This is a genomic window from Brevibacillus sp. AF8, from assembly GCF_021270385.1.
Taxonomy (GTDB): Bacteria; Bacillota; Bacilli; order Brevibacillales; family Brevibacillaceae; genus Brevibacillus.
Genome location: NZ_JAGQDN010000001.1, coordinates 628,997 through 649,806, shown reverse-complemented (window position 1 = coordinate 649,806; position 20,810 = coordinate 628,997). Strand labels below are relative to the sequence as shown.

Annotated in this window: 24 protein-coding genes; 16 read left to right on the top strand and 8 right to left on the bottom strand. The window is 45.9% G+C overall.

Going from position 1 to position 20,810, the window contains the following annotated elements:
- Position 1 precedes the first annotated feature (1 nt).
- From KB186_RS02445 to KB186_RS02435, 3 genes are all read left to right on the top strand, one after another.
- Positions 2-967 carry an SDR family NAD(P)-dependent oxidoreductase gene (locus tag KB186_RS02445; protein WP_232773045.1) on the top strand — a complete coding sequence of 322 codons (966 nt, stop codon included), beginning with the start codon at positions 2-4 and terminating at the stop codon, positions 965-967.
- A 173-nt stretch (positions 968-1,140) separates the two neighbouring features.
- Complete coding sequence (locus tag KB186_RS02440) at positions 1,141-1,485, top strand: ArsR/SmtB family transcription factor (protein WP_173607911.1); 345 nt, start codon at positions 1,141-1,143, stop codon at positions 1,483-1,485.
- A gap of 31 nt (positions 1,486-1,516) precedes the next feature.
- The gene (locus KB186_RS02435) at positions 1,517-2,032 is read left to right on the top strand and encodes an SRPBCC domain-containing protein (RefSeq protein WP_173607910.1); all 516 of its coding nucleotides are present in this window, start codon (positions 1,517-1,519) and stop codon (positions 2,030-2,032) included.
- Between the two features lie 61 nt (positions 2,033-2,093).
- Here KB186_RS02435 and KB186_RS02430 read toward each other — a convergent pair whose 3' ends face one another.
- The 4 genes from KB186_RS02430 to KB186_RS02415 form a co-directional block, all read right to left on the bottom strand.
- On the bottom strand, positions 2,094-2,732 hold the full coding sequence (locus KB186_RS02430) for a FusB/FusC family EF-G-binding protein (RefSeq protein WP_173607909.1): 639 nt from the start codon (positions 2,730-2,732) through the stop codon (positions 2,094-2,096).
- Positions 2,733-2,889: 157 nt separating this feature from the next.
- On the bottom strand, positions 2,890-3,153 hold the full coding sequence (locus KB186_RS02425) for a CD3324 family protein (protein WP_007718970.1): 264 nt from the start codon (positions 3,151-3,153) through the stop codon (positions 2,890-2,892).
- A 315-nt stretch (positions 3,154-3,468) separates the two neighbouring features.
- Complete coding sequence (locus tag KB186_RS02420; protein WP_173607908.1) at positions 3,469-3,633, bottom strand: hypothetical protein; 165 nt, start codon at positions 3,631-3,633, stop codon at positions 3,469-3,471.
- Between the two features lie 42 nt (positions 3,634-3,675).
- Positions 3,676-4,914: a YncE family protein gene (locus KB186_RS02415; RefSeq protein ID WP_232773044.1), complete on the bottom strand. Its 1,239-nt coding sequence runs from the start codon at positions 4,912-4,914 to the stop codon at positions 3,676-3,678.
- Positions 4,915-5,439: 525 nt separating this feature from the next.
- Here KB186_RS02415 and KB186_RS02410 point away from each other — a divergent pair.
- Positions 5,440-6,330 carry a GNAT family N-acetyltransferase gene (locus tag KB186_RS02410; RefSeq protein ID WP_221868638.1) on the top strand — a complete coding sequence of 297 codons (891 nt, stop codon included), beginning with the start codon at positions 5,440-5,442 and terminating at the stop codon, positions 6,328-6,330.
- 82 nt (positions 6,331-6,412) lie between these two features.
- Positions 6,413-7,102 (top strand): SOS response-associated peptidase, encoded by a 690-nt coding sequence (locus KB186_RS02405; protein WP_221868637.1) that lies wholly within the window; start codon positions 6,413-6,415, stop codon positions 7,100-7,102.
- On the opposite strand, the gene KB186_RS02400 is transcribed toward KB186_RS02405, so the two are convergent.
- Positions 7,099-7,674, bottom strand: a complete 576-nt coding sequence (locus tag KB186_RS02400) for a DUF4269 domain-containing protein (protein WP_221868636.1) — start codon at positions 7,672-7,674, stop codon at positions 7,099-7,101. The two genes, KB186_RS02405 and KB186_RS02400, sit on opposite strands and share 4 nt — an antisense overlap.
- A 108-nt stretch (positions 7,675-7,782) precedes the next feature.
- Here KB186_RS02400 and KB186_RS02395 point away from each other — a divergent pair, with 108 nt between their 5' ends.
- Positions 7,783-8,268, top strand: coding sequence for a DUF456 domain-containing protein (locus KB186_RS02395; protein ID WP_221868635.1), 486 nt, complete (start codon positions 7,783-7,785; stop codon positions 8,266-8,268).
- Between the two features lie 50 nt (positions 8,269-8,318).
- Here the strand turns inward: KB186_RS02395 and lexA are convergent, their stop codons facing one another.
- Complete coding sequence (gene lexA / locus KB186_RS02390; protein WP_007718939.1) at positions 8,319-8,942, bottom strand: transcriptional repressor LexA; 624 nt, start codon at positions 8,940-8,942, stop codon at positions 8,319-8,321.
- A gap of 162 nt (positions 8,943-9,104) precedes the next feature.
- Between lexA and yneA the strand changes: the two genes are divergently transcribed.
- From yneA to KB186_RS02370, 4 genes are all read left to right on the top strand, one after another.
- Positions 9,105-9,440: a cell division suppressor protein YneA gene (gene yneA, locus KB186_RS02385; protein WP_221868634.1), complete on the top strand. Its 336-nt coding sequence runs from the start codon at positions 9,105-9,107 to the stop codon at positions 9,438-9,440.
- Between the two features lie 76 nt (positions 9,441-9,516).
- A complete protein-coding gene (locus tag KB186_RS02380) occupies positions 9,517-9,714 on the top strand; it encodes a DUF896 domain-containing protein (RefSeq protein WP_007718933.1) in 198 nt (65 codons plus the stop codon).
- A 96-nt stretch (positions 9,715-9,810) separates the two neighbouring features.
- Positions 9,811-10,176, top strand: a complete 366-nt coding sequence (gene crcB / locus KB186_RS02375) for a fluoride efflux transporter CrcB (RefSeq protein ID WP_173607903.1) — start codon at positions 9,811-9,813, stop codon at positions 10,174-10,176.
- 39 nt (positions 10,177-10,215) lie between these two features.
- The gene (locus tag KB186_RS02370) at positions 10,216-12,465 is read left to right on the top strand and encodes a HelD family protein (RefSeq protein ID WP_173607902.1); all 2,250 of its coding nucleotides are present in this window, start codon (positions 10,216-10,218) and stop codon (positions 12,463-12,465) included.
- Between the two features lie 61 nt (positions 12,466-12,526).
- Here the strand turns inward: KB186_RS02370 and KB186_RS02365 are convergent, their stop codons facing one another.
- A complete protein-coding gene (locus KB186_RS02365) occupies positions 12,527-12,829 on the bottom strand; it encodes a HesB/IscA family protein (RefSeq protein WP_232773043.1) in 303 nt (100 codons plus the stop codon).
- 124 nt (positions 12,830-12,953) lie between these two features.
- Between KB186_RS02365 and ltaE the strand changes: the two genes are divergently transcribed.
- The 3 genes from ltaE to KB186_RS02350 all read left to right on the top strand — a co-directional run bounded on the left by ltaE (position 12,954) and on the right by KB186_RS02350 (position 16,183).
- Entirely contained in the window at positions 12,954-13,979 is a 1,026-nt protein-coding gene (gene ltaE / locus KB186_RS02360) for a low-specificity L-threonine aldolase (protein ID WP_221868632.1), read from the top strand.
- A gap of 229 nt (positions 13,980-14,208) precedes the next feature.
- Entirely contained in the window at positions 14,209-15,852 is a 1,644-nt protein-coding gene (locus tag KB186_RS02355; RefSeq protein WP_232773042.1) for a peptide ABC transporter substrate-binding protein, read from the top strand.
- A gap of 133 nt (positions 15,853-15,985) precedes the next feature.
- Positions 15,986-16,183: a hypothetical protein gene (locus tag KB186_RS02350; RefSeq protein ID WP_047067647.1), complete on the top strand. Its 198-nt coding sequence runs from the start codon at positions 15,986-15,988 to the stop codon at positions 16,181-16,183.
- 3 nt (positions 16,184-16,186) lie between these two features.
- Here KB186_RS02350 and KB186_RS02345 read toward each other — a convergent pair whose 3' ends face one another.
- Positions 16,187-16,921 (bottom strand): alpha/beta hydrolase, encoded by a 735-nt coding sequence (locus tag KB186_RS02345; RefSeq protein ID WP_173607899.1) that lies wholly within the window; start codon positions 16,919-16,921, stop codon positions 16,187-16,189.
- A 328-nt stretch (positions 16,922-17,249) separates the two neighbouring features.
- Between KB186_RS02345 and pdhA the strand changes: the two genes are divergently transcribed.
- The 3 genes from pdhA to KB186_RS02330 all read left to right on the top strand — a co-directional run bounded on the left by pdhA (position 17,250) and on the right by KB186_RS02330 (position 20,809).
- Positions 17,250-18,335 carry a pyruvate dehydrogenase (acetyl-transferring) E1 component subunit alpha gene (gene pdhA, locus KB186_RS02340; RefSeq protein ID WP_015891588.1) on the top strand — a complete coding sequence of 362 codons (1,086 nt, stop codon included), beginning with the start codon at positions 17,250-17,252 and terminating at the stop codon, positions 18,333-18,335.
- Positions 18,336-18,338: 3 nt separating this feature from the next.
- On the top strand, positions 18,339-19,319 hold the full coding sequence (locus tag KB186_RS02335; protein ID WP_047067643.1) for an alpha-ketoacid dehydrogenase subunit beta: 981 nt from the start codon (positions 18,339-18,341) through the stop codon (positions 19,317-19,319).
- A gap of 101 nt (positions 19,320-19,420) precedes the next feature.
- Positions 19,421-20,809: a dihydrolipoamide acetyltransferase family protein gene (locus tag KB186_RS02330; protein WP_173607898.1), complete on the top strand. Its 1,389-nt coding sequence runs from the start codon at positions 19,421-19,423 to the stop codon at positions 20,807-20,809.
- The last annotated feature ends 1 nt before the right edge of the window (position 20,810 follow it).

Genomic DNA, 20,810 nt, shown 5'->3' with positions numbered 1-20,810 from the left:
GATGAAAAAAGCGATTGTAGTCGGGGCAACAGGCGGAACGGGAGCCGCAATTTTGGAAGAGCTCATCAATCGAGGGATTGAAACGATTGCTTTTGGGCGATCTCAACAAAAGCTAGAACAAATGGCGTCAGACCTGGGGAATCCAGTACATTTGTCACTGGCCGTCGGAGATGCATTCCGGTCTCAAGACATCGTAGCTGCATCGGAAGGAGCGGATGTACTCTTCCATTGTGCAAACGTCCCTTACCACGAGATGGTGAATAAGCTGATCCCACTTGGCGAAGCGATCATGGAAGCCGCAAACAAGAGAGGTTTGAAGGTTGTAGCAGTAGACGGCATTTATCCATACGGGAGAAAGCAGATGGAACCAGTGACGGAGGAGCATCCAAAGCAACCGCATACGAAGAAAGGAAAAATCAGGTTGGCATTTGAACAGATGCTGTTTAGCAGTCGGTGGGATCATGCGCGAACGATGATTGTCAGATTACCGGATTATTATGGACCCACTGCTAATCAAGCATCGTATTTAGGTTCCACACTTGAGGCTATTGCGGCTGGAAAACCGGGTCTTTTCATTGGGAGCATGCATGTTCCTCGCGAGTTTGTTTACTTACCGGATGCGGCGAAGATGATCGTAGAGTTGGCCTGCCGTGAGTTTGCTTATGGACAAAATTGGCACATCCCAGGTGGAGGCATCATTTCCGGTCGAGATATTGTCCGAATCGCCCAAAAAGCAAGTGGCACCGCAAAACCTGTCATTCCACTTGGGAAAATTGGTTTGTCTTTGTTAGGGCTGTTCGTCCCGGTGATGAAGGAGGTTGTCGAGATGCTGTACTTAACTGAAAAACCTTTGATCCTTAGCGGAGAAAAATATCAACGGCTGATTGGACCGATTCCAGCGACGAATTTCGAGGAGGGAATAACAGCAACGATCCAGCATTTGCAGAATCGTGCTTCCATCAAATAAATGTTGACCGTTTGTGATTGATTAATCACTAATGAAATAACCTGTGAAATCCCTTAAAATATTCCTTTACAGGAATATTCCCTTCGGTGTATATTTTACCTAACAAGGCGATCACAATAACGCTGAAGGGGATGAGATGAACGTAGAATCCATCATGTAACGAGGTGAGTGACATGTCAGGGATGAATCCGGGCATGGACATGGCGACGCTGAGTGCTTTGGCTGAACCAAATCGTATGAAAATCGTCGAACTTTTGCGCGAGGGCCCTCTGACTGTAGGGGAAATCGCTGACCAACTGGGGCTTCGCCAGCCCCAAGCCTCGAAGCATTTGAAGGTGCTTAGTGACAACGGTATCGTGGATGTGAAGGCCGAAGCCAATCGCCGATTTTACAAACTCAGGCCCGAGCCCTTCCGAGCGCTGGATTCTTGGGTGAAGTCATTCCAGCGTGTTATGGAAGAGAGATTCGATAATCTGGAAGACTATTTGCGGGAACTGCAAAACAAAGAAAATGATTGAGATCCATTCTAATGAATGAGGAGGAATTACTATGACAAGAAACGCAATGATTTCAAGGGTAGAGAACGACCGGGTGCTGGTACTGGAGCGTGTATTCGACGCGCCTAGAGATCTGGTGTTCAAGATGTTTAAGGAGCCTGAGCATCTCAAGCGTTGGTGGGGACCGAAAGGCTGGGAACTCCCGGTTTGTCATGTTGATTTCCGACCAGGCGGTGTTTGGCACTACTGCATGAAGTGTGTCGATAAGAACCAAGGTGATTTTTACGGAATGGAATCTTGGGGCAAAGGCGTTTATAAGGAGATTGTTGAGCCAGAGAAAATTGTCTATACCGATTACTTTTCAGATGCAGAAGGCAACATAAATGATGCCATGCCTTCGACAGAGGTTATGATGGAATTCATCGATTTGGGTGGCAAGACGAAGCTGGTCAACCGTTCTGAGTATGTATCTGCGGAAGCTCTCAAAACTGTTATGGACATGGGCATGCTAGAGGGCATCACCCAAACATGGGATCGTTTGGAAGAAAGTCTCACCGAGATCAAGTAAGGAACATAGGAAAGGCCGCCTGGCATGGAGACCAGACGGCTTTTTCATTTTCGTTGCAGACTTATTTCACCATAAGAGAGATAAAATCGTTCAGCTTATCCAGCGAAATGATATTTTGATTGCACGTCACACTGTCTTGGCAAATGTAGTTTCCTTTTTTCAAATACGTTCCATCCCCAGAACCTTTGGCTTCAAGGACGAACATGCCGATTTCCTCAAAGCGATTACAGAGCGCACAAACGCCTTTTTTGTTTACGCTTGTAAACTGTCCATGTATGCCAACCAGTTTTCCTTCGTGGTAAGCAACAATAAATTTCTTTTCTGTAGAGGTGTCTAGCCAGCTCACATAAGAGATTTCGGAAAAATCGATCTCAGCTAAATTCGAGACTTTCAACTTCTTTACTTTCGGAAAGAGCTTCTTAATGGAAGACTCTGTGAGAGCAGGGAAGGGAATCACAAATGGTGAAAGTTGATGCAAAAATTGTTTTCCTTCTGCCTTTTCTTTAATCGAGTCAATCGGTTGTAAAATCTCTTTTTGTTCTTCCGTCATGTTTGGGAACAATTGAAAGATTTCTTCATGGGCGATTTCTTTGCGAGCACGAATCACGTTGACATCTGTACTGGTCGCATAGGCGTTCATGATTGCTTGAACGCGTGATTTAATGAAGTGATATTGATGCGTATGGATAAAAGGTTCCATCTTGCGGTTCCTCCTGTTTCTGTCTTGTTAGGTGGGTTCTTCTTTACTTTAACGTGTTTGCAAGCGAAGAGAAAGGGAGAGGACATTTCCCAAAAAAACTCGCCATAAAAAAGCACTGACAACTTAAATGGAAAAGTCGTCAGTGCTTTATAAACGTCTATTTGGTATACACGATTTTTTTAATCGTCTCGGTAGACAAAAAGTATTCCTCCGCTAACTGAGAAATAGCCGTCCCGGCCCGAAAGCTGCTTTTAATAGCCGTATTCCGCTCATCCAGGAGCTTTCTCCCGCCGGTGCGCGTCCCCCATTTTTGATGGGTTACTTTTGTCTTTGGAATATAGATGGTTTCTCCTTGCACGTACTTTTGAATTTCCGCGAGTAACGATTCAGGAAGGATTAAGTTTGCTTTTACACATTTCATTTCTGCTCGCTCCTTATTTATAGGTAGGCAAATAAGGGGCAAAGCCAAGAAATAGGAAATGAGATACGCAAATGAAGGCGATGATTCGTTTAAACGGAAGACCACCTCATGCAAAGTATCGCCTTACTATTTCTAGGCTTTGCATGAGCCGCTGCGGTATGTGGCAAATTGAGTGCATTCGCCATTCGTACACCCCCCTCGAGGTCCATTTTAAAAACGGTGTCCCCCTTTTTTGAAAGGGGCTATTTGAATTATATAAGAAAATGGCCTGTTTGTGTAACGATACCTACAAAAATGACAGAAAGAAAGGCAGATTTATGGTCTGCCCTCTTTTTTATATAACAGGTTTTTGAGCTTAATTTGATAGATTTCAGCGAGAATAAACGGGATATTGTACTTTTGCGAGATTGCCAAGCTAGTTGCTTCAGAATTTTCCTGTAACTCCTTCTCGATAAACCTGAGAATGTCTTGCTTTTTCATTTCCCTTCCCTCCTTCACGGGAGACAGTAAGTAAAGATACATTTAGAGGCAATTCGGAGTGATCGCGATTGCGAATGGGAAATCACCAACCGGAATCCGTGGCAGGATTTCGGTATTGGTCACAATGTTGATCACAGAGACCGTATTCTCATCAATATTTGTCACATAAGCACGCAGACCATCTGGAGTGATCGCAATACGAATAGGACTTGAGCCCACTGGAATTGGAGCCCCAATGACTGTGTTAGTAGCAGTATTAAGCACGGAAACAGTATTGTCGAACAAGTTGGTAACATACGCACGGGAACCATCTGGTGTAATCGCGATCCCTCTGGGAGCATCCCCAACCGGGATGGGGTTCTCCGAAACATTGTTTGTGGCAGTGTTAATGACGTAGACGAAATCACTAATCCCATCACTAGCGCCAGTTGTCACATAGGCGTGCAAACCATCTGGAGTGATCTCAATACATATGGGCAACGTACCGACAGTGATTCGTGGCAGGATTTCGGTATTGGTAGCAGTTCTGATTACGGAGACGTTATTACTAAAGGAATTCGTCACATATACACGTGAACCATCTGGAGTGATTGCGACATCAACCGGGTTCGTTCCGACCGGAATCCGTGGAAGGATTTCTGTATTAGTAGCGAGATTGATCACGGAAACATCATTACCAAACAAATTTGCTACATAAGCACGCGAACAATCAGGAGTGATGGCGATACCGAATGGGAAGTCTCCTACAGCGATTCGCGGCAGGATTTCCGTATTTGTAGCGGTGCTGATCACCGAGACAGTGTTATGAAAAGAATTCGTTACATACACACGGGAACCATCCGGTGTAATTGCAATTCCTACAGGGTTGTCTCCAACAGGAATGCGAGCTGCCATTTCCGTGTTCGTTGAAGTATTAATCACGGATATGGTATCATCATTCGGATCGTCTCCTGAATTTGTGACATAGGCAATAAAGATAGGGGAAAAGGAAGTGACTTCAGAGATAGGGACCACATGGCTCGCATCTAAAATGAGGATGCCTTTTTCAACATTTGTCAAACGCCCTTCGATAGGTTCACAGCATCCTCTAATCATTAAGGATATGATTTGTCCAATACAGTGGACAAGTTTTTTACGCAGGTTTTGAAAACCGATTGTTTCGGGAGTGGAGCAGCGAGAGTGTCCCTTTACTTTTCCTGTTTTTATCTCCACTTCCTCAGCGTATACATAGATTTTGTTGTCTTCCCTTTCTTTTCCTTTCTGTTTCTTATGATGTTCCACGTATAACCCTCCCTTTAACAGCATCGTTAACACAGTTTATGAAAGAGAGGCTGCTTTGAAATGGATGATTGACAAGTAACAGAAGCACAAATGGCAGGACGTATTTTTTCTCTTTTCCATTCAGAAAAATCATGAAGTGATAAAACATTTACAGTCCATGGAAACTGCTATATAGTTACAGTAATGAACGTGAAAAGAGGTTTTGATTGAGTATGATGAAACTGATAATCGCTAAGTAAAATTCGAATGAATTTTATATGGGAAAAGGTCAAATGAAGGGCGCCCCTTTGTTTCTTTTTTATACCTTTTTTCAAAAGCGATTAGAAGGCATTGTATCTCATTTAAACAAATTTCACGTTTGAGCACGGTATCTATTCTGTTCGGGATAGGTATCTTCATCACAACGATTAATTTGACCATGAGAAGAGAATTCTTCTTGTGGTCTTTTTTATTTGGAAAGAAGGGATTGCTGAAGAGGAATGAATGATGACAAACAGCACAAACAATGGAATGGGAGGTTTTTACATGGGTGAATATCGATTGATTAGCGACTACAAGCATATCGAAACATACAAGGAAAGCTTTAATGACCTTGCCAAGCAGATCTTTCAGCTCGATTTTAAAGAATGGGATAACAAGGGTTTTTGGAACGACAACTATGTTTGCTATTCCTATTTGGATGGGGAACAGGTTATTGCGAACGCTTCTGCCAGTAAGATGCTCGTGACATGCAATGGGAAAGAGTATAAGGCACTTCAGATCGGAACGGTCATGACGCATCCTGCCTATCGCAACCAAGGCTTGGCAGCGAAATTGATGAATCATATTCTTGAAACACGTGAGAAGGAATACGATTTTATATATTTGTATGCCAATGATACCGTGCTCGATTTTTATCCGAAGTTCGGGTTTGAGAGAGCACTGGAAAGTAGTTTTCGTTTATTGGCGTCCGATCTGAAAAAGCAAGTGGGACAAAAATCGGTCTTGCGTAAGCTGGATGTCGATAATGAGGCTGATTTTAATATTATGAAGGAATTTGCTGCTAAAAGAATCCCCGTTTCATCGAGACTAGGCGTGAAGGATAGCGAGCATCTGTTGATGTTTTACTTTTTGCTTGTTTTTCGGGATGCGATCTATTATCTCGAAGAGGAGGATGTGATTGTCTTATTTGAACGAGAAGACGACCAACTGCATGTATTTGATCTTGTAAGCAAAGAACCAGTTGATATAGAAGCGGTCATCTCTCATTTGGTAACGGCTGAGACTTCAAACATTCAATTTCACTTCATGCCGGATAGTGAGAATAAAAAGATCCAATCTGCATGGATGACAACGACCGATGATGTCTTATTTGTTCGACCCTCGTTAAAAATAGAGGCAGAACATTTTCGTTTTCCGCTTACTTCACACGCATAGAAGGTTTGAAATGACGCGTCAGGTGAAACAGTAAAAATAGAAGAGAAAAGCAGGCATCCAGGGAAGGATGTGAGGGAAAAGCATGTGCGGTCGTTTTACTCTCGTAACGAACTTGGAAAAATGGAAGGAACGGTTCCAAATCGAAGTCATTCCATTTGATGCAAAGCCACGGTACAATATTGCACCGGGTCAGTTCATTCCAGCGATTATTGCAGATCGCGGCGAACGGCGTATGGGTCAGTTGAGATGGGGGCTAGTACCGTCGTGGTCTGCCGATGAGAAGAGCAGCTACAAAATGATCAATGCGCGTTGCGAGACATTAAATGAAAAGCCAGCATTCAAACAGCTTTTCGCCCGAAAGCGATGCATCCTTCCTGCCGACAGCTTTTATGAGTGGATGAACACCATTTCAGGGAAACAACCGATGCGGATCATGTTGAAAACCGGGGAACCATTCGCTTTTGCTGGCCTGTTTGATACGTGGACGAATCAAGAGGGAGAAAAAGTACATACCTGTACGATTGTTACGACAAAGGCGAATGAGCTCATGGAGAATATTCATGAGCGAATGCCTGTCATCTTAAAGAAAGATGGCGAGGACTTATGGCTTGATCGGGAGAAGTATGATCGGTTGCAGCTCCAGTCACTGTTTACCCCCTATGATTCCAGCGAGATGATGGTGTATCCGGTATCTACCAAAGTGGGCAGCCCCAAAAATGATGATCCTTCCTGTATTGAAGAAGTAGAGGTCGGCTCTTTGCTTGAAGATTAATCCTTTCGTAGGAGATGAACTCTTTCACGTAATTCCTGTTCGGTTAACGATTCCAATTGCAACAAGGCCTCATATGGATCACTACCTGGAATATGAAAGTATCGAGCAAATGCAGGCTCGGTTTTGATGCCGCTTTGCTTCAGAGCTCTGATGTGTTGGTATGCATCCATGCCCCCTATTTCTAGCAATCGTGCTTCGATGTCCATATGACGATAGGCATTTTGCTTTTCGACAGCTAACGGTTGAGCAAACAATTCAAACCAAAAGTCAGCTGTGAAAAAAGAGATAACGCACGTGGGAATACTTTTTATATCTAGTTGAGTCACTTCAAATCCAGGCAAACAGCCAAACGCTTTACGAACAACCTGCTCAAACTGATGCAAATCATGACTCTCGCAAATAATATCCAGATCACTTCCTACAACGTCAATGTTCAATGGGATGGTTCCGGCAAGCACTGGACGGTAATCGGATAGTACTTCCATGAGGTGCGTCTGTTGAATTGCTTCCAACGCCGCTTTTTGGCGTATTGTTCCTCTGCCCAGGTAAGAGAGATCATGCCAATTTCTCATGAGACAACCTCCATGTCTACTTTCTTTTAAAATAGTTTAGACAAAAGTGAATAAGTACGCAACGAAATCGGTAATCACTCGTATACCTAAATGAAGGGAGTGTAGTGGATGGAAATATTTTTGTGGGTCGTAGTTGTGTTATTGTTCTTGCTTAGCATCGCAGGAATTTTCTTACCCGTTTTACCTGATACGATCTTGCTGTGGGCGGGCTTTTTACTCTATCACTTTTTTATTGCAGATCCGGGAGCGGGATTGCCGGCATCCTTTTGGTGGGGAATGGTCGTTCTAAGCATTCTACTTTACGGTGCTGACTTGCTGACGAACATGTACTTCGTGAAAAAGTATGGGGGGTCAAAATGGTCGTCCATTGCCGCTGCGGTCGGAATTATCCTCGGGATTTTCGTGTTTCCACCGTTTGGTATGCTGATCTTGCCGTTTGTATTCGTCGTTATCGTAGAGTTAATGGTGCAGAAGCAATCGATGGAGCGAGCAGTGAAAGCAGGGGTAGGTTCACTGATCGGATTTTTGGGCAGTGCGGTCGTAAAAGTCATCTTGCAAGTTACGATGATCATCTGGTTTTTTATCGCCAGATAACATATAGAAAACGAAAAGGACAGCCGAGGCTGTCCTTTTTTACGTGGAAACTAGTGAATGAGGCGATAGACACCGATGACTTTACCGAGAATGGTGACATGCTCCAGAATGATCGGTTCCATTGTGGCATTCTCCGGTTGGAGTCGGAAGTGGTTCTTTTCTTTGAAAAATCTTTTGACGGTCGCTTCGTCTTCTTCTGTCATGGCTACGACAATGTCACCATTGTTCGCTACGTGTTGTTGGCGAACAATGACGTAATCTCCGTCGAGAATTCCGGCATCAATCATACTGTTCCCGGAGACACGCAGCATGTAGACCTTGTCTGAAGTCACGATATTGTCTGGAAGCGGGAAGTATTCTTCCACATCCTCAATGGCTGTAATCGGTTGTCCAGCAGTTACTTTTCCGATTACGGGCACACGGACGACAGAGTCTTCGAAATTGTCTTGAAAACGATCTTCATCTGATAGCAATTCGATGGCGCGAGGTTTGGTAGGGTCTCGACGAATGAGGCCTTTTTTCTCTAAACGTGCCAAATGACCATGTACCGTTGAGCTGGAAGCGAGTCCGACAGCCTCTCCAATTTCACGTACAGAAGGCGGATATCCTTTATCACGAACTTCCTTTCGTATGAACTCGATGATGGCTTGTTGTCTACTCGATAATTTTGACATAGAAAGACACCCCTGATTTCTCGAACATATTTTCCTATATTATACCATGGGAGCTTGCGTTCGACAAACATAAGTTCGATTCATTGTTGACATGAACATACGTTCTCATTTATTATGAGTTTACAAAAGGACAGAACGTATGTTTGTAAGGGGGCCATTATCATGAATTCATCGACAGTACGTAATCGTTTCGAGAAAAAAGAAGAACGTCGTGTTCGTTTTGGTATCACGAGAGGTCAAGCTCTCTTGTTTCTTATTACATTTATTCTCTTTTTTTACTTGTTGACCGAACTAGTGTTTGCTTCTTCGCCAATGGAGGAGCCACAAGGCATTGAGGTAACCGTACAATCCGGAGATAGCCTATGGTCGTTAGCCGTTCGCTACTCAGATCAGCATACAGATGTTCGTGACTATATCATAGAAATCAAGGAAGCGAACGGTTTGGATAGCAACAGGATTTACCCGGGTCAGACTCTGATCATGCCTGATATGCCGTAAGTGTTCGGCTGTCTTGCGGGATCATTCGAATGTGGTATAATGAAGCGGCACTACTACAGAGTGGGAGGAACCAGCAGTGGTATCTGACGCAGAAATTAAACGCATTAATGAATTGGTCAAAAAATCTCGCGAAGAAGGTTTGACTGAAGAAGAAAAGCTCGAACAAAAAGCATTGCGCCAAAAGTACATTGACGCCGTTAAGCTTTCATTGAGAGCTAATTTGGATTCCATCCGTTATGTGGAAGACCTTGAAGAAAATAAGCCAAAACAGTAAGATAACAATTACTGATACGACAGACATCCTCGCTTGACGCTAGGGTGTCTTTTTCTGTGACATACATAACGCTTTGATTGCCAGGGAGGGAAAGCGATGGCGTGGATAGCTGTAGCGGTTGGAGGAGCAGTTGGCTCTCTTTTGCGCTACCTATTGTCTTTGCTTGCGAATCAGCCGGGATGGCCATGGGGAACCTGGATCGCCAATGTTTGTGGATCGTTGATCATCGGCATCTTGTTCGTGCTGGGGAAAGAACGTGGCATATTATCTCCAACACTCTATCTCTTATTTGCAACGGGGGTCATGGGAGGATTTACGACTTTCTCTAGCTTTTCCTTGGAAGTGGTCACTTTTTGGGGAGAAGGCCACCTGTTGCGTGGCACTTTGTACGCTCTTCTCAGTTTGGGAGTCGGGCTACTTTCTTGTGCGGTTGGAATATGGCTGGGTAGGCAATGGTCCTGATACGTTCAATGGACACGATACATGTGAGGGGGAATGAAGGTGAGTACACAGCATCGTGATTATGAATGGGAACAAAAAAAGCTGGATGAAACAATTTCGGCGATTGACGAAGAAATGGAGCAGCTTCGCAATGATATTCGCGAGGCGACAGATGACTATGTGAAACAGGTCGTTAACTATAAAAAGGCAAAGGATTTGCGTTACCTGGAAGATCAGGGGCGAGAGAAGCCTTATTTCGGCAGAGTGGACTTCTTGAAAGATGAGATCTACGAGCTGGATCAGGTCTACATAGGAAAACGGGGAATTGTACGCAGCGATACGTTTGATTCTGTCGTCGTGGATTGGCGTGCGCCTATCGCCAGTCTTTATTATTCCGGTGAGAGCAAAGACGCGTTTTATCGAATGGGACGAGAGATCGTGCGAGGTGAAGTTCGCTTAAAGCGTAATTTTGCGATTGAAGACGGTAAGATCGTCGGCATCTATGATGGAGCGGTAAAAGAAACGATTAACCGCGAAATGGGGCATCCTGACGAGTTTTTGCAAGAGGGCTTCATTGATGAATTTTTGGCAGCCAATCTGAATCAGGCGAACGATAGCAGGCTAAAAGACATCGTCGCTACGATTCAATCCGAGCAAAATGATATTATCCGGGCGGAAAAAGAACGGCCCATCGTTGTGCAAGGAGTAGCGGGGAGCGGAAAAACGACCATTGCGCTGCACCGACTCTCCTATTTGATATATAACTATCAGGATTCCATGATGTCCAAAAAATTCATGGTGTTCGCACCAAACCGGATGTTTCTTACCTATATATCCGAGGTTTTGCCTGAGTTGGGAGTCGATGACGTTCAGCAGTCTACCTTTGTGGATTGGGCAGCGCGTCTCGTGAAACCTCTGCTGCCAAAAGGATGGAGAATCGTGAGTCCGGATAAGCCTCTGCAATTGTTCTTTGAAGAGGGGCAGGATGAGCGCCAGCAAGAAATGACGCGAAACAGGCTTCGCTTCAAAGGATCGCTCGCTTGTCGGGAGGCGCTGGAGCAATATATCCGGCATATCGTCGAAACGAGAATTCCTTTTAAGAAACTCAGCTTTTTATACAATAAAACGAAACAAGTCTTTTCCATTCCGGGTGATTTTATTCGCCAATGCTTCCTGGAGCAATTCGCCAATATGCCGTATCATCGACGGGTAGAAGCTCTTCGTAAGCATTTGAAACAAGAAATGAACAAGCAATTATTTGCCCATTTGCGAGAACGAAAAGTCGATTTGGACAAAGAAGGCTTGTACAAATTCGAGAAAATGCTGGAGCAAATCCTGGATACGTACCTGACTTCATTTCCAAGACTGGAAATTTTCGCAGCTTATCGCGAATTGATTGCTGACGAGGAATTGCTGCGCAAGCTCGTACCTGCTGATATTTCAGACGAAGTGGTGCGTGATGTGACGCAGTCAAGTGCTGCGCTGTTTGCAGAGGAGAGATTGGAGCCGGAAGATATCGCTCCACTGCTATACTTGCAGCATATTGTTGAAGGAATGAATAAAGCGGAGCATTTTGATCATACGGTCGTGGATGAAGCACAAGACTTGAGTGCGTTAGAAATAGCCGTCATTGCATTGGCAACCAAGCGAAACTCGCTCACAATCGTGGGAGATATTGCGCAAGGCATTCATAGCTACCGGGGGATTCATGCCTGGGAAGAGTTGACGAAGGGGATTTTTGCCCAGCTGTTTCCTTCCTATTATACGTTGTCGCAAAGTTATCGTTCGACAATTGAGATCATGCGCTGCGCCAATGAAGTGTTGCGGCAAATTGAATTGCCCGAGACGGTATTGGCAAAACCGGTTTTGCGACATGGTGAAAAACCAATCATGGTCAAGGCTCGTTCACGAGCGCAACTATGGGAGGACATCTCTTCACGTGTGGCTGCCTACCAGTCGGAAGGCTTCAAAACGATTGCCATTGTAGCGAAAACCATACAAGCGAGTAAAAAAGCCCATAAAGGCTTGCAAGACAAAATAGCTGATCTGACTCTGTTAGGCAGCAAGGATAACCAATTTCCCGGTGGCGTAACCGTCATGCCTGCTTTTTTAACAAAAGGCTTGCAGTTCGATGTGGTCATTATACTGGATGTGGATGCCTATCAAAATAATGAATGGGATGCGAAACTGTTGTACGTCGCGATGACACGTCCGGTCCATCGGCTTGTTATGACGCAGGTTGATGATGTTTCTTCACCGTTGCTGAAAGATTTACCGACAGCGCTGTACACCATGGCTACTGACGAATAAGAATCGACTCATCAAAGAAAACCCTCTGCCTGTAAAAAGCAGAGGGTTTATCTGTACAATCTTAGTGGTCGCCTGTGTTGCCTTTGGAAGGGTTGGTAATCACAAAACCTTCTTGCGGCAAGAAGAGGTAATCAATGACAACGCCATCCAGTAATGGCTCATCTTTTTTCACGATCACATCGATCTCTTTGTCAGTCGAGATCACCACATCTTCTTCTGTTGGCTTGTCCAGAGCGAGTCCGTAGTGGGCATGATCACCATGAGCGTGAGTAATATAAACGCGCAGTTTCAATTCTTTGTCTTCTTCTTGCTGGATAATTGGAGCCAATTGTTTGGCAGCGTTACGAGTGATTTTTAGTTTCACAGGTCAAATCCCCTAACTGTATGTAAGTTACCCTTCCATCTTAGCAAGAGGGAATTCAGGATGCAATGTTGAAAGTGTTACGACATGTGTAGAGAATGACAACGGGGTGGAAGGAGAGTCATCTATGAAAATTGATTTGCGTAGTGATACCGTTACGAAACCAACCGAGGAGATGCTTCGGGCAATGGCGGAAGCGGAGGTTGGTGATGATGTTTACCGAGAGGACCCAACTGTCAATCGTTTGGAAGTAATCGCGGCTGAAATACTCGGAAAGGAAGCGGCTCTGTTCGTAACAAGTGGCACGCAAGGCAATCAGGTCGCTGTTTTGACACACTGTGTCAATGGAGACGAGGTCATTGCGGAAGCGGATTCGCACATTTTTTACTATGAAGGCGGCGCTATGTCGGCATTAGCCGGCGTACAGACAAGGACGCTGGTTGGCGAACGGGGTGCTTTGCGCGCAGAAGAGGTAGAGAGGGCGGTAAGGGGCAACAATATCCATTTTCCTCGCACAAAATTGATCTGTCTCGAAAATACACATAATCGCGCTGGAGGGGCGGTAATCACTGTGGCGCAAATGAAGAGTGTTTATGCTATCGCGCAAAAACACGGTATTCCCGTTCATTTGGACGGTGCTCGTCTCTTCAATGCGGCTGTCGCCCAAGGTGTTGCAGTCAGTGAGCTAAGCGCTTTTGCCGATACCGTTCAGATTTGTTTGTCGAAAGGGCTGAGTGCTCCGGTTGGTTCCATTTTGGCTGGGGATCGTGCGTTTATCGAGGAAGCGAGATGGTGGAGAAAAAAATTAGGAGGCGGGATGCGTCAGGCAGGGTATTTGGCAGCACCGGGCATCATCGCTTTGACACGGATGACCGAACGATTGGCAGAAGACCATGAACGGGCACAGCAATTGGCAAAAGGCTTGCGCCAGCTATCGCTTCAGGTCGAGCAAGTCGAGACGAATATCGTGCTGGTAAATACAGACTCGATTGGACAAACAGCTGTTGGCTTCTTGGAACGTTTGGAGGAAAAAGGAGTGCTCGCTGTTGATTTTGACGAGTATGTCATTCGCTTTACGACGCATCGGCACATTACCGATCAACATATCGAGACCGTCGTTGCAGCAGTCGAGCAATTATTGGAAAAGGTGTAATCGTTTCAACCGCCTGTAGCCAGTCGAAGGGAAGACTGGCTTTTTCTTTTTCTTAAAACCGAATTCAAAATAATTAGACAATTTGTACAAAATAAGAGTCTATACACGATCTGTTTTTCGCCATACCGTCTGATTTGTTTCGTCTGCACTTGCGTTATCATGGTAGTGTGATAAAGCAAAGGCGTTTCCTGGTGTATGGAATCGAATGGAATCAAAGGGGATGGTCTCGATGAGAAAGAGGATAAGCTTTATTTTGAGCAGTTTCTTATTACTTCAAGTTTTAGCGGGATGTAGTACAAGTGAAACGGGGGTAACGAACAAACCGAATGAGCAGGCATCTCAACCAACGAAGCCAACGGGAAAAGAGATGGTATTGAATTGGAATGCTGACGGTGGAGAGCCTCCGACAGCAGATCCCGGACTAGCTTCCGATGGCACTTCCTTTGATGTGATTACTGCCTGTTTTGAAGGACTGACTCGCTATGGACCGGATGGGAAAATAGCCAACGCGATTGCCGACAGTTATACGGTATCCGAGGATTTGACGACGTACACGTTCAAATTGAAAACGAATGCGCAATGGAGCAACGGAGATTCGGTAACCGCCCATGACTTTGAGTTCGCCTGGAAAAGAAATCTCGACCCCAAGACAGCGTCCGAATATGCCTATATGCTTTATTTCATTAAAGGGGCAGAGGAGTTTAACACTGGGAAAGGATCACATGAAGACGTAGGGGTAAAAGCACTAGACGATTTTACATTAGAGGTCAAGCTCAATTCGCCAGCTCCGTTTTTTTACGAGCTGACGGCTTTCCCGACACTGTTTCCTTTACATAAAAAGACCTTGGAGGCACATCCGAACTGGGCAGCTTCTCCAGACAACTACGTAGGCAACGGCCCATTCAAAATGGAGCTGTGGGAGCATAAAAACAAAATGGTCCTTGTGAAAAACGAGAAGTATCATGACAAAGATGCCGTGAAGCTCGACAAGATCGTCTGGAGCATGATTACTGATACCAACACCGCTCAAGCGTTGTTTGATTCTGGTGATTTGGATTGGGGAGGGCATCCTACCTACGTGTTGCCCGTCGATGTGATCCCTGCTTTGCAGGAGGAAGGAAAAATCGTGATGGCACCATATCCGAACACGGTTGCAGTTACCTTTAACACAACGGTGTCCCCTTTTACGAATAAAAAGATTCGACAAGCCTTCTCGTATTCGATCCAACGGCAGCCTCTTGTAGATGGAATCGTGCAGACAGGGGTGCCTGCGGCTTTTGCGTGGGTTCCGCCCTCGATGCAACTCAGCGGAAATGACTATTTTCAAGAGGATGTAGACAAAGCCAAGCAGTTGTTGGCTGAAGGGTTAAAGGAGCTGGGGCTTTCGACATTGCCTGACGTGACCTACACATATGGTTCGGGTGACGATCGTCAGAAAAAACTGGCTGAAGCTCTTCAGGATCAATGGAAAAGAAACCTGGGTGTAGATCTGAAAATCAGTGGCTTGGAGGAAAAAGTTTTTTTACAAAACAAGCGCTCCAAAAACTATCAATTTGCCTACCGAAATTGGGGTGCTGATTTTAACGACCCTATCAATTTCCTGGAAATTTTCAAGGATAAAACAGTGGGCACGAACGACGCTGCTTGGGAAAACGACAGATATAGAGAGCTAATCGTCCAAAGTTACTTGGAAAAAGACCCGGCGAAGCGTAATGCGATCATGCGTGAGGCAGAGAACATCTTAATGGAGGAAATGCCGATTGCCCCTGTGTATTATGGTGCAAGACCGTATATAAAAAACGACAAAGTCAAAGGATTCTTGATCAACCCGTTTGGTGGTAGAGACTTTAAATATACTACCATCGAACAATAAAAAAGAGTCTTGCCGTATCCGGAAACTTGGAGAGCGGCAAGGCTTTTTTTGGTTCCGTTCGGTTGACTCACTTGTGTGTAATTCAGACCCGCCAATGAAATACTATAGCTATCCAACATAGGGGAAAAGAGGGATGGATATGATCTCGGCCAAAGAGCGAGAACGCATTCTCAATCAAATGAAACGGGATGAGAGCAAGATTGTCAACATCGTCCTAAACGATTCCAATCAGGTTGCGGGCGAAATTGAAAAAGCCAACCACCAAGGCATTTTCCTGGTGGATGGCCGGTACTACGGGTACGAGGACATCAAAGAAATCAATGGCTCGTAATGGTTACAGGCGTGGAGGCGGGAAGAAATAACGCAAGGCGTCAGGCAGCTCTTTTTGCCACAAACCCCAGACGTGATTCCCTGGTTTTTCTCGATACGACAAGGTTGCTTGCTTGTCCTCAAGAATCTGTTTTGCCTTGCGATTCCATTGAACGAAGTCGAAGGTACCCGCACTTGTTTCTACAGATGTCTCATCGAGGCCAACGACCATCCAAATTCGCAGCCAAGATAGACTAGACTGATCCAAAAGCGGGTCGAGTGTCGTTTGGAAAAACGCCCCGGACAGCGCGAGTACTTGTGGAAAAAGGTTTGGGTTTTCTAATGCGAGATGCAAAGAAACGGTTCCACCCAAAGAGTCTCCTGCCAGCACACGTGAAGCAGGATCACGGCGCACAGGATAACGCTCCTCTATGTAAGGAATCAGCTCTTCGGTGAAAAAACGCTGATAGGCTGCGTTTCTCGACCCAGATGGAGAATACTCGCTCGTGCGTTTGTTACGGTCGACGGAAACACCGACGACGATATAGGGTTCGATACCTTCTTCCAGAATCAATTGATTGGAGATGGTCGCGATTCGCCCCATCGTAAAAAAGTCGTTCCCATCCTGGCAATACACAACAGGGTAAGAAAGAAGCTCATTGTACCCCGGCGGCAGGTATACTTTGACCGAGCGGGGAGTGTCCACGTGGATGCTGGGCACTTCTTCTTTTATGATGGTTCGCTTTACATAGTCAGACATCGATTCACACTCCCTGTATGCTCAAATGAAAAACTAAGCCTTGAAAAAAACTGATACAGCTTATATAGTAAATGATAACAGAGAGGAAATAAACCCTGTAATATCAATACTGTAACACATTAAACAGGTATTTTGACTGCAATATAACAGGGTGTTGCAAACGGCGCTGTAAGCCCTTTCTTGCACCATGCAACTTTCTTCTGGTTTTTATCAGGGTCACTTCCGCCGCGAATGGCATTCGTCGCTCATCGAGCAGATGCTCAGATAGAGGCGACAAAGAGCAACGCGGGAAAAGGAAGTCCCTTATTCTAGTGACGAGGTGAATGTGATGAGCGTATCCACTGCTGTTGAACAAACAGAGAACAACGCCCCGCTGCAAATTCTTGCCCCGGATGGTACGGTTGTTCGTCCTGACTTGATGCCTAAGCTCTCCGATGATGAATTACGTGAACTGATGCGTAAAATGGTATTTACCCGTGTGTGGGACCAACGCGCAATCAGCTTGAACCGCCAAGGTCGTCTTGGTTTCTATGCACCAGTAGCTGGTCAAGAAGCAAGCATGATCGGTTCCGAGGCTGCTCTTTCCAAAGAAGACTTTGTCCTGCCTAGCTACCGTGATATTCCACAAATGGTGTGGCATGGTTACCCTATGCACAAAGCATTCCTGTATTCCCGCGGACACATTGAGGGCGGCAAAATTCCTGAAGGTGTAAACGTATTGATGCCACAAATCATCATTGCGGCTCAATGTACACAAGCAACAGGTGTTGCAATGGGTTACAAGCTGCGCGGTGAAAAGAAAGTGGCGATCAACTACTTTGGTGACGGTGCGACTTCCCAAGGTGATTTCTACGAGGGTATGAACTTTGCAGGTGTATACAAGCTGCCTGTTATCTTCTTCTCCCAAAACAACGGTTATGCGATCTCTCTGCCGTTCGAAAAACAAACGGCTTCTGAAAATATCGCAGTTAAAGCAGTTGCGGCTGGTATTGCTAGCGAACGCGTTGACGGTATGGACATTCTCGCCGTTTACTACGCAGTTCAGCAAGCAAAAGAGCGCGGCGTGAATGGCGAAGGTGCGACTCTGATCGAAGCAATGACATACCGTTATGGACCTCACACCATGGCTGGTGACGACCCAACTCGCTACCGTACAGGTGAAGAGCAAAGCGAGTGGGAACTGCGCGATCCACTGATCCGCTTCCGCAAGTTCCTCGAAGCAAAAGGCCTCTGGAGCGAAAAAGACGAAGAAGCTGTGATCGAAGAAGCGAAAGCAGCTGTTGCGGACGCAATCAAGAAAGCGGACGAAACACCTAAGATGAAAGTTAGCGAACTGATCGATGTAATGTTTGAGACACTGCCGCCTGCACTCGAAGAGCAAAAGGCAGAATTCCTGGCGAAGGAGTCGAAATAAGCCATGGCACAAATGACAATGGTTCAAGCCATTACGGATGCAATGCGCGTAGAGTTGAAGCGCGATGAAACCGTTCTTGTCTTCGGTGAAGACGTAGGTAACAACGGCGGGGTGTTCCGTGCAACAGAAGGTCTGCAAGCTGAGTTCGGCGAGCAACGCGTTTTCGATACGCCGCTCGCTGAGTCCGGAATCGGCGGTTTGGCTGTTGGTCTTTCCGTAAACGGCTTCCGTCCAGTAGCAGAAATTCAGTTCTTTGGTTTCGTTTTTGAAACGTTCGATGCAATCGCATCTCAAGCTACTCGTATGCGTTACCGTTCCGGCGGTCGCTTCACGAGCCCAGTTACATTCCGCTCCCCATTTGGTGGCGGTGTGAAAACGCCTGAGCTGCATGCTGACTCTTTGGAAGGGTTGATGATGCAAACTCCGGGTCTGAAAGTGGTTATCCCTTCCAACCCGTATGATGCAAAAGGACTGTTGATCTCCGCGATTCGCGACAACGATCCGGTTGTATTCCTCGAGCACATGAAGCTGTACCGTTCCTTCCGTCAAGAAGTTCCAGAAGGCGAGTACACGATTCCACTCGGCAAAGCAAACGTAGTAAAAGAAGGTAGCGATGTTACCATCATCACCTATGGTGCGATGGTGCATACCAGCCTGAAAGCAGCAGAAGAAATCGAGAAAGCGCGTGGAGCAAAAGTAGAAGTAATCGACCTGCGCACCATCAGCCCACTCGATATCGATACGATCGTGGATTCTGTGAAGAAAACAAATCGTGCGATTGTGGTTCAAGAAGCACAAAAAACGTCTGGTGTTGCGGCAGAAATTATCACGCAAATCAACGAACGTGCGATCCTGCACCTCGAAGCACCAGTGCTGCGTATTACAGCACCAGATACCGTTTACCCGTTTGCACAAGCAGAAGATGTATGGCTGCCTGACGTAAAACGCGTAGTAGATGGTCTGACTCAAGTCCTCGATTTTTAATTGAGAAACGGACATAATGGCGGAAAAGTTGAAAGCTTTCCGCCTTCTTTTGGGAAATATAGGCTTACTACTATGGCGAAGTGTTATAAGGAGGAGATACTGTGAGTCGTTTTACATTCAGACTCCCGGAGCTCGGCGAGGGTATCCATGAAGGCGAAATTGTCAAATGGCACGTACAGCCCGGAGATTCCGTAGAAGAAGACCAAGTCATCATGGAAGTACAAAATGACAAGGCGGTAGTAGAAGTACCATCGCCTGTTAAAGGGAAAGTTATCGACCTGAAAGTAACTGAGGGTACGGTTTCTGTAGTCGGCGATCCACTGATCGAGTTTGACGTAGAAGGCGAAATTCCGAACCTGCCAGACCATGGGCATGGCGATTCCCACGCTGCTGAAGCGGCACCAGCGCCTCAAGCTGCAGACAAAATGGAGCCAGGCTGCGACATCGGTTCCCAAGTGAGTGCAAATGCGAACCAAACTCTTGAAACGCCAATGGCACAAGCAACTGCAACAGCAGTAGCGGCACCAATTGACCGTAAGCATGTGTTGGCTACACCTTCCGTTCGTAAATACGCTCGCGAAAAAGGCGTTCAATTGGCTAATGTACCTGGTACAGGCAAATTGGGTCGCATCACACGCGAAGACGTAGATCGCTTCGTATCTGGCGGAGCAGCAGCGCCAACTGCACAAGCAGTGGCAGCTACAGAAGTAACAGAGGCACCTGCAGCAGCTACAGGTGTAGCACAAGCAGCAGCGGCTCCAACCGTTCACCACACACCTCAAGCAGGCGAGCTGGAAGAGCGCGTTCCGCTGAAAGGTATGCGTAAAGCAATCGCGAAAGCAATGGTGAAATCTGCTTACACAGCACCACATGTAACAATCTTTGACGAAGTGGATGTTACAGCGCTTGTTGCTATGCGTAAAGATGCGAAGCCACTTGCTGAAGAGCGTGGTGTGAAGCTGACTTACCTGCCTATGATCGTGAAAGCTGTTGTAGCTGGTCTGAAGAAATTCCCAGAACTCAACGCTTCTATCGACGATGAAAAACAAGAAATCATCTTTAAAAAGTACTATAACATCGGTATCGCTACCTCGACAGAAGACGGCTTGCTCGTTCCAGTTGTGAAATCCGCTGACAGCAAATCAATCTTCCAAATCGCAGGCGAAATCGGCGAGCTGGCGAAGAAAGCACGCGACCGCAAAGCAACTGCTGATGAGTTGAAAGGTTCTACTTTCAGCATCACAAACATCGGTTCTGCGGGCGGTATGTTCTTCACGCCTATCATTAACTATCCAGAAGTAGCTATTCTGGGTGTTGGTCGCATTAGCGAAAAGCCGATTGTGAAAAATGGTGAAATCGCGGTAGGTCAAATGTTGCACCTGTCTTTGAGCTTTGACCACCGCTTGGTTGATGGCGAACCTGCACAGCGTTTCGTCAACTACGTGAAGCAGCTCCTCGAAAACCCAACGCTGCTCGTCATGGAGGGATAAG